Raw genomic sequence first — 7,911 nt, forward strand, 5'->3', positions numbered from 1 at the left:
CCCCCCGGCCGCGACGGATATCACCCCTATGATCAAGCCCGGCGCGCATCACCAGGGTTGCGTTTCTGCGCCAATGGCCTTGCGCGTTCAAGGTGCCGTCCCCTCTGCCGCCGTGTCAAGCAAGAGCCGCTCGTAACGCCCGGCGATCGATTCCCAGTCGAATGCCTGCAGGCAGCGTTGTCGGGCGGCCGCGGCCAGCCGATGGCGGCGCTGCGGATCATCCAGCAGCGCGATGATGGCGTTCGCCAGGGCGATCGGATCGCCCGGGGGCACCAGCAAGGCCTCCACGTCGTTGCGGATGACCTCGCCAAAGGCCGCGACCTCGCCGCAGACGATCGGGCAGCCGCAGCCGATGGCCTCCAGGGGGACCAGCGGAAAGCCCTCCTGGTCGCCGCCGGCGGCGACGATGAAGGGCGCGACGAACAGGGCGGCGCGGCGATAGAGTGGGGGCAGGTCCGACTGCGCGACCATGCCGAGCAGGTCCACCTGGCCGCCGATGCCGGCCACGGCGCACAGGTGTCTGATCTTGCCTTCCAGCGGGCCGCCGCCGGCGATGATCAGGCGGGTTTGCGGATGGCGCGCCAATACCGCCGGCAGTGCCTGTAACAGGAGCGGCAGGCCCTTTTTTTCCACCAGGCGGCCGACAAACAGCAATTCGTACGCCTGCCGCTCAATCCGCGGGTCCGGCGTGAAACGCCGCTGCATGTCCACGCCCATGGGGATGACCGCCACCTTCGCGGCGCTGATCCCCATAGCCAGCACTTGCGCGCGCATCGCCGCGCTGACCACGCTGACCATGGCGCTGGCGTTCATCGCGATCCGCTTTACCCAAGCGAACACCGGACCCCGCAGTGCAAAGAGGTCTCCGCCATGGGAGGTGCAGACCAGGGGCAGCCGGCGGCGCGCGGACCAGCGGGCCAGCACCGCGGTCAGACCCTGGGGGATCAGCCAATGGGCATGAATCACGTCGAATTCCTGTCGCCGCAGCAGGCGGTGCAGTGCCCACCATTGGCCGAGAAGGAAGGGCGGCACCAGAAAATAGTTGAAGGGGTTGGTGCGCAGCCGATTGAGTATGCCGCCGCCATGGGTCGCCAGGCGCTCCCAGCGCGCAATGAAATAGGGAAAGCGAATGACCTGCAAGGCATCCATGCACTCATGCTCCAGACTGCCGGGCGCCCGCGGGGCCAACACGGTGACGGCGAAGCGGTCAGTCAGACGGCGGGACAACTCGTAGACAAAGGGCGGCTCATGGTCGTCGCGCCAGCGTGGGAAGGTCGAGGTGAGGACCAGGAGGCGGGGCTTGGGGGCGTCGATCATAGCGGCTGCGCGATCCTGGTTCAGGGGGGCGTCGAAACAGTCAGGGCGGGGCGAATGCCCCGTCCGCGCTGGGGGTGAGGCACTAAGCCACGCCGGGCCACTACCGTTCAAGACGCGGGCGGGCGGGACTGTGGAGGCTGGCCGCCGAGCAGCGCATCCAGGGTCGCGGCCTGGAATATGCCGTCCAGCCAGGTGTCCAGTTGGCCGAGGGTCGCGGCGTCGATACGTGACTGCGCCCAAGGCGGCAGATCACCAAAACGGATCCGGAGCAGGCGTTTCAGCGCATCGGTTTTGCCTTCCAGCTTGCCCGTCTGCTCGCCTTCCAGCTTGCCTTCCCGCTTGCCTTTCCGCTCACCTTCCCGCAAGCCTTCCCGCTTCCACTTCTGCGTCCACTCGTCAACGTGTTCTGAAAGCATCGTCTCGACCTCCCCTAAATCGTGCAGTTGCGGCAAATTCTCGCCCGGCAGCAGGCGCCGTAGCAAGACCCGTGCAAACCAGACCGTCAGCGCGCGCCGCAGGCTGGCGTAGCGCGGACCCTGCAACCGGGCGCCGAGTCGGCTCAGGATCGGGCGGAGCGCCTCAGGGCCCTCGGCGGCCAGGGTTTCCAGCCGCACCAGTTCGGCCGCCACACTGGTCGCCTGTTCCAGCGTTTCCTCCCCAATGCGGCCCTCATCGATCAAATGATAGCGTTGCTGGGGCCGATAGCGGGCCAGGGCGGTGGGCAGCGGGACGATCAACTCGGCGATGTCACGCGCGGCCGTCCACCGCCCGCTGCCGTTGTAGAGCACCAGCGGAAACACCGGCGGCAGGCGCTGACCCGCCGCCACGGCCCCGCTCTTGATCAGGTCCTGATACAGCAGCCCGGTGTACACCATGATCCGCACCGCCATCCAGGGGTCGATCTGGCTTTGGAACTCGATCAGCAGATACACATAGAGCCATTCCCCGGCCACCCGCACCCGCCAGATAATGTCGTCCTCACGCTCGCGCAGATCGTCGGTGACATAGCTGCCGCCCTGCTTCTCCAGGGTGCTGAAGTCGATCAGCGCCAGCCAGTCCTCTTGCACGAAGTCGCGCAGCAGGCCCTCGACCATCTCGGGATGGGAGAACAGGTGTTTGTAGGAGCCGTCCTGCGGCGCCCGAGCCCGCTGTGCGGACCGGCGCGCACGGGGACGCTGGCGTGGGGGGCGGGGCATGGCGGTTGGGCGCACCGGCCGTTCGGCTAGCTGGGGGTGTGATCACAGTGTTGCACGGGCGGGTCCACCGGGCAACGGCGGCGATGCTGAAATTCAGCGCCTTTGGGGGCCTATCGGGAAACCTGACCGATAGGGTTACACGCGGACTTCAGCCTCGATCAAGATTCCGGCCACTTGGGCTTGCCGGGTGCGTAGTCAGGCCATCTTGGCCTGACACTGTCAGGGCTGGAAGCCCTGACTACGCACGCCGCTGCCCGGGATTACGATCAAGGCTCGGACTTAAAAAGGTTCCGGACGGGGCGCATGCCCGGTCCGGCCCGGGTTTAAACGTTTTCCCCGGACCGGCCGACCCGTATCAGCGCTCGGCGCCGGAGTGGACGCGGGATCGGGCGGAGCGCCCCGGGCCTTCGGCTGCCTGCGGGCGGCCCGCTCCAGCGTGTTGCACGGGCGGGCCTCCCGGGCAACGGCGACGCGTCAGGCAGTCTTGCTCATGGGGCGGGGTTGGGGGGCGGCGTCGGGCCGGACGGGGCGAGACTGGGCTCCCCCTTGCGGCGCAGTTCCGTGAGTGTCCGCAGGGCCGCCTCATACTGGTCGATACGGGGCTCTTTGATGCGTTCGAGCCGTGAGAACGGCGGGCTGAGCAGCGTCTGCGCCTCATCGATCTCGCCATGTTCCACCAAGGTTCGGAAGAGCAGGAATCGATAGTCGGGAGACCAGGACATCAGACACACGGCGTGACGCAGGACGGGCATATAGACACTGGCCGGGAAGCCTTCCTTCGCCAGGAGCTGGGCCTTCTTGCTCAGCGCAAAGGCCCGTTGCTCGGGGACCAGGGCGGGGTTTTCGGCCGCGGCGTCCAGTACCTCCAGGACATCGAAGAGGTCGAGTGACTCGGGGCGCTCCGCGCGCAGGCCCACGACGCCGTCGAAGGCCGAGAGGTCGCTCATCTCCAGCGGCTGGGTTGCGGCACGCCGTTTGACCTCGTTCAATGGTCCTGTCACGGGGCCGGACTGGTACTTGACCGCGCTGAACAGCAAGCCGTAGGCCGGCAGCAGGGTCCGGGGGTTCAGGTCGAGGGCGCGGGAAAAGGACCGCTGGGCCTCCGCGAGCAGTGCGGGGTCCCGGTCCCCGGTGTAAGCCAAGAGTGCCGTGCGGCCGTAATAGTGGTTGGCCCGGGCGGACCCGGGATTCTTGATGACCTCGGCCCGCGCGATGCTGACCCGGTCGCCCCAGTCGGTGGCGATCATCCAACTCTGGATGCCGGACAGCGCGAGCAGCAAGACCGTCCCACCGATCCCCGCGGCCCGCGCCAGCCCGGGCTGCCGGGTCAGCCAGACCAGACCGGCGGCGATGGCGACCAGTGGGCCGACTGCCGGGAGGTAGTTGCGATGCCAGAACACCAGTTCCAGGGACCAGAAACTGGCCTCAAGGGCCTGACCCGCCAGAAACCACCAGATCGCGAAACCGAATAGCGGCAGACGGCGGCGCAAGAGCAGCCCGGCGGCGGCGAGCGTGCTCAGAAAGGCGATACTGAGGCCGGTGGTGATCGGTTCAGTGAGTGAGTGCGAGATGGGCAGATTGTCGAAAAAGAAATGGAGTTGGCCGTAGTCCGGGATGATGATGTTGCGCAGGTACATCACCAACACCCGCGCCTGGGTCAGCATCCGTTCTTCCGCGGTGAAGGGGCGCAGGGCATAGCCCGCGTGGATACCCTCCGGGTTCGACCAGACGGTATAGGCCAGCGCGAGGATGGGCGTCAGTACGGCGAGCCAGATGGCGGCGATGATGGGCCGCCGCAGCCGGCCGAGCCCCCGGGACTGGAACAGAAAGACCTCGGTGACCGCGATATAGAAGGGGATCAGGACGGCCGTCTCCTTACAGGCCAGGGCGAGCAGGGAGGCGATACCCAGGAGGCTGGCAAAGCCCACCATCGGTGCGGTCGCGTTGCGGCCGGCAGCCTCCCGGAGGCTGAGCCAGGCATGGAGCGCGACCAGGGTAAAGAGCCCGCCCAAGAGCACCATACGCTGAACCACATAGACCACGGTGAAGCCGTGGATGGGCGCGATGGCCCACAGTAATGCCGCTAGAAGCGCGACCGTCTGTGGTTGGGTGTCGCCCGATTCCCGTTCATCGAGCCGACGGTGCAGACGTAAGAGGCGCCGCACCAGGAAGAACACCAGGACGGTGTTCGCGGCATGGATCAGCAGGTTGACCAGCTTGAACCAGGTTGGATTCGCGCCCGCGAGATACCAATCCAAGGCGAAGCTCAGCATCGGTATGGGGCGACCGAAGGGACCCTGGCTGAAGGAGACTGCGGCGGCCAAGAGCGATGCCGGGCTCAGATCCGTGATCTGGATTGCCTGGTTGGCGGCGATATTTGGGATGCTGTCGAAAAAGAGATCGCCATGGATTCCAGGCCACGCGATCACGATGGCTGCCAGGAATAAGGCTAGGGGTGTGCCGAAGCCTATGATGGCGCGCGGTAAGGCCATGAGCATATTCCTAGTGAGAAAAAACCAGGGGCCTTGCGGCCCCTCGGTTCAGCACATTAGTAGCTGTCTGCTACTACCGACAAGTTGCCGGGACTTGACCATCGGTGAGATTGGTCTTAGTGCATACCCAAGTGATCGAACCGACATTACTCGTCGGGGTCAAAGTGATCGTGGCGGTGCCAGCAGGCGTGACCTTGGCGTTGAAGTCGACAACAATAACTCCGAGAGCACCGACAGTCACGCTTGTCACACCCACGCCGGAGATGCTGGCTGCTGTTGGCAGACCGAGCGAAGCATTTGCCGTGGGAAAGCGGCTGTTACTTTGAAAGAACTCGGCTACGCCAGCCTTCGCGGCGCTGGTCAACGACAGACCTTCAGACACGCGGGCGCGGGTGGTGAAGTCTTGGTACGCAGGAATAGCGATGGCCGCCAAGATGCCGATGATCGCGACGACGATCATCAGTTCTATCAAGGTGAAGCCTTGCTGGAATTTTTTCATGACTGTTCTCGTGTGTAGAGGGGTGGAACCGGCTGGGCCGGGAGTCTGTCGCGGTCGCCGTGCAGCCGCGTTCTCACCGTCTCCCGGTTCTCCCGAAGCATGTTCCGGACCAGTGTCCGGGGGGGCGGGGGGCGGGCCGCGGCTGCCCCGCTAAGCGGTTGTGATGTAAAGATTGGTTAACGCTCGCCGCGGGTCGGTGCCCGGTCGGCTGGTTCGGCGGCCCCGGGACCCCCATTCAAATGCGGCAAAAGGTGACAAAAAGTGTCACATATTGACGCACATGGGCGATCCGGATGCTGCGGACAGGGGTCGCATGGCGTTCCCGGGCGCCGGCCGCGGGCCCTGTGGGGCGGAAATTATCGAAACTGTGAACCGGGTTGCAGGTTCGAGCCTCGCGGCCATGGTTTGCCCAAGGTCGCGCCGGGTGGATCAGACCCCTTCATCGCTGGTGCGCCCCTCATCGGCACAGAACCTCTTGCGCGCAAAGCCGTCAGGTGCAGAACGGGGCCTCGCTGCGACTCCCTCTGGTGTCATATCCGGGTTATGATCGAGGCCCAATCTTCCGGGGCCGGTACAGCCCTGCCGGACTGTGCCTCGTCGTCGCAATAGGGGTCGACTGATGAATAAGTTACCGAGAACCTGGGTTTTCTGGGTCGTGGCGCTGATCGTACTCTTGGGATTGCAGTTGCGGCTACAGGCTGTTCGCTATACCGAGGTGGATACGCCGATACGGGCGGACGCCAGGGGCTACTTGTCGTATGCTATCAACCTGAAACTATTTAACGTTTTCTCCGGGTCGGATGGGGCACTGCGGGGAGAGACCACGGCGCCGGCCCCGGATGCGGTCCGCACGCCCGGTTATCCGCTGTTCTTGCGCCTGTTCATCGGTGAGCGTTTTCCCGGGGCGACACTCTACCGGATCGAACTCGCCCAGGCGCTGCTCAGTACGCTTACGATCCTGCTGGCTTATGCGACCTTCGCGGGCTTCCTCGGTCGCCTGCCTGCCTGCCATGCTCGCGGCGCTGCTCACGGCCATCAGCCCGCACCTGGTTTTTGCGAATGTCTTTATCTTGACCGAGTCCCTGGCGTGTTTTCTCCTGATGCTCTTTCTGTGGTCCTTGTCGCGCTGGAAGGCCAACCCGTCACCCTGGCTCATCCTGGCATCCGGTGCGCTGCTGGCCCTGGGATCGCTGACCCGGCCATGGACTCAGGGCTTCATCCTGGTGATGATCCCCTTGATTTTCTATTATTCTCCCATTATCCGAACCCGCCGCGCCGCCGTGCTGTTCAGCGTCGGATTTCTCCTGCCGATGCTGTGCTGGATCGGTCGCAATCTCATGACGCTCGGCGTCTTTTCCGACGATTCCTATTTGCTCTCCAATCTCTATCAGGGAACCTATCCGGGATTGCTGTATGACAACCGCCCGGAGACGCTCGCTTATGCCTATCGTTTCGACCCGCGGGTGGCGGAGATCTCCTCCTCCCTGGCCTCGGTCGTGGCGGAGTTTCTGCGAAGATTGCGGGAGCATCCGGTGAATTATCTCGGCTGGTATCTGTTCGGCAAGCCGACTTTTCTGTTTTCCTGGGACTTATTCGAGGGGATGGGGGATGTTTACATCTACCCCGTGCTGCGGACCCCCTATGGCACGCTGCGCCTGTTCACGGCGACCCACGCGCTCATGCACGTCTTGCATAACGCGCTGGTCATACTTGCGATCCTCGGCAGCATTGGGGCCTGGCTGCCGCGATCCTGGGTGCATCTTAGCGAGGAACAGTGCTTCATGGCGCGCACGGTGGCCGCCCTGATGGCCTATTTCGTGGTGTTGCACAGCATACTCAATCCGCTGGCGCGTTACTCGATTCCAATGCGGCCGGTGATCTATGCAATGGCAATGTTTGCGCTTTGGTCTGCGGGCCGCGGGTTGTGGAAATGGATCGCGGCGCGGCTTGACGGCAAGCGCATCCGCCGGTCGGGACGCCCGGCTCCACCTGGAGTCATCGATGGCTCAAACTTTGTACTCCGGAGGTTGGGTGCCCGGGGCGGCGTTTGGGGTTAGCGTGCGCCCCTGGGACTACCCTGTAACCACGGATTGACGAGCGCGAGGCCGCTGAGAAAATTGAAGTCTGAGACGTTGCGTGTCGCCAATTGGAAATCGCGGCTCCAATGCCGGACGGGGCATTCGCCCCGTCCGAAACGTTTTCCCCGGACCGGCCGACCCGTATTAGCGTTCGGCGACGGAATAAACGTTGGGGACGGGGCGAATGCCCCGTCCCGCCCCAGTACATTCTGCCTGTCGGACTTTGGGGATTTCGTTAATACCTGGTACCAGGGGAGCGGGGGCGTACCCGGTCGCGGCCTTGACCATTATTCCGGCCACCTCGAGGGCGATATCCGTCGCGGCCGGGG

Annotated in this window: 5 protein-coding genes; 1 reads left to right on the top strand and 4 read right to left on the bottom strand. The window is 64.5% G+C overall.

Annotated elements, in window-relative coordinates; genetic code table 11:
* Nucleotides 1-87: 87 nt before the first annotated feature.
* From QZY48_RS18085 to QZY48_RS18100, 4 genes are all read right to left on the bottom strand, one after another.
* Complete coding sequence (locus QZY48_RS18085; RefSeq protein WP_295433678.1) at nt 88-1,317, bottom strand: glycosyltransferase; 1,230 nt, start codon at nt 1,315-1,317, stop codon at nt 88-90.
* Between the two features lie 107 nt (nt 1,318-1,424).
* Nucleotides 1,425-2,513 (bottom strand): Rpn family recombination-promoting nuclease/putative transposase, encoded by a 1,089-nt coding sequence (locus QZY48_RS18090; RefSeq protein WP_295433681.1) that lies wholly within the window; start codon nt 2,511-2,513, stop codon nt 1,425-1,427.
* Nucleotides 2,514-3,001: 488 nt separating this feature from the next.
* Complete coding sequence (locus QZY48_RS18095) at nt 3,002-5,005, bottom strand: hypothetical protein (RefSeq protein ID WP_295433684.1); 2,004 nt, start codon at nt 5,003-5,005, stop codon at nt 3,002-3,004.
* A 73-nt stretch (nt 5,006-5,078) separates the two neighbouring features.
* Complete coding sequence (locus QZY48_RS18100) at nt 5,079-5,504, bottom strand: pilin (RefSeq protein ID WP_295433687.1); 426 nt, start codon at nt 5,502-5,504, stop codon at nt 5,079-5,081.
* Between the two features lie 1,010 nt (nt 5,505-6,514).
* Here QZY48_RS18100 and QZY48_RS18105 point away from each other — a divergent pair.
* Nucleotides 6,515-7,561, top strand: a complete 1,047-nt coding sequence (locus QZY48_RS18105) for a hypothetical protein (RefSeq protein WP_295433690.1) — start codon at nt 6,515-6,517, stop codon at nt 7,559-7,561.
* Nucleotides 7,562-7,911 lie beyond the last annotated feature (350 nt).

Source organism: uncultured Thiodictyon sp. (genome assembly GCF_903828115.1).
Lineage (GTDB): Bacteria > Pseudomonadota > Gammaproteobacteria > Chromatiales > Chromatiaceae > Thiodictyon.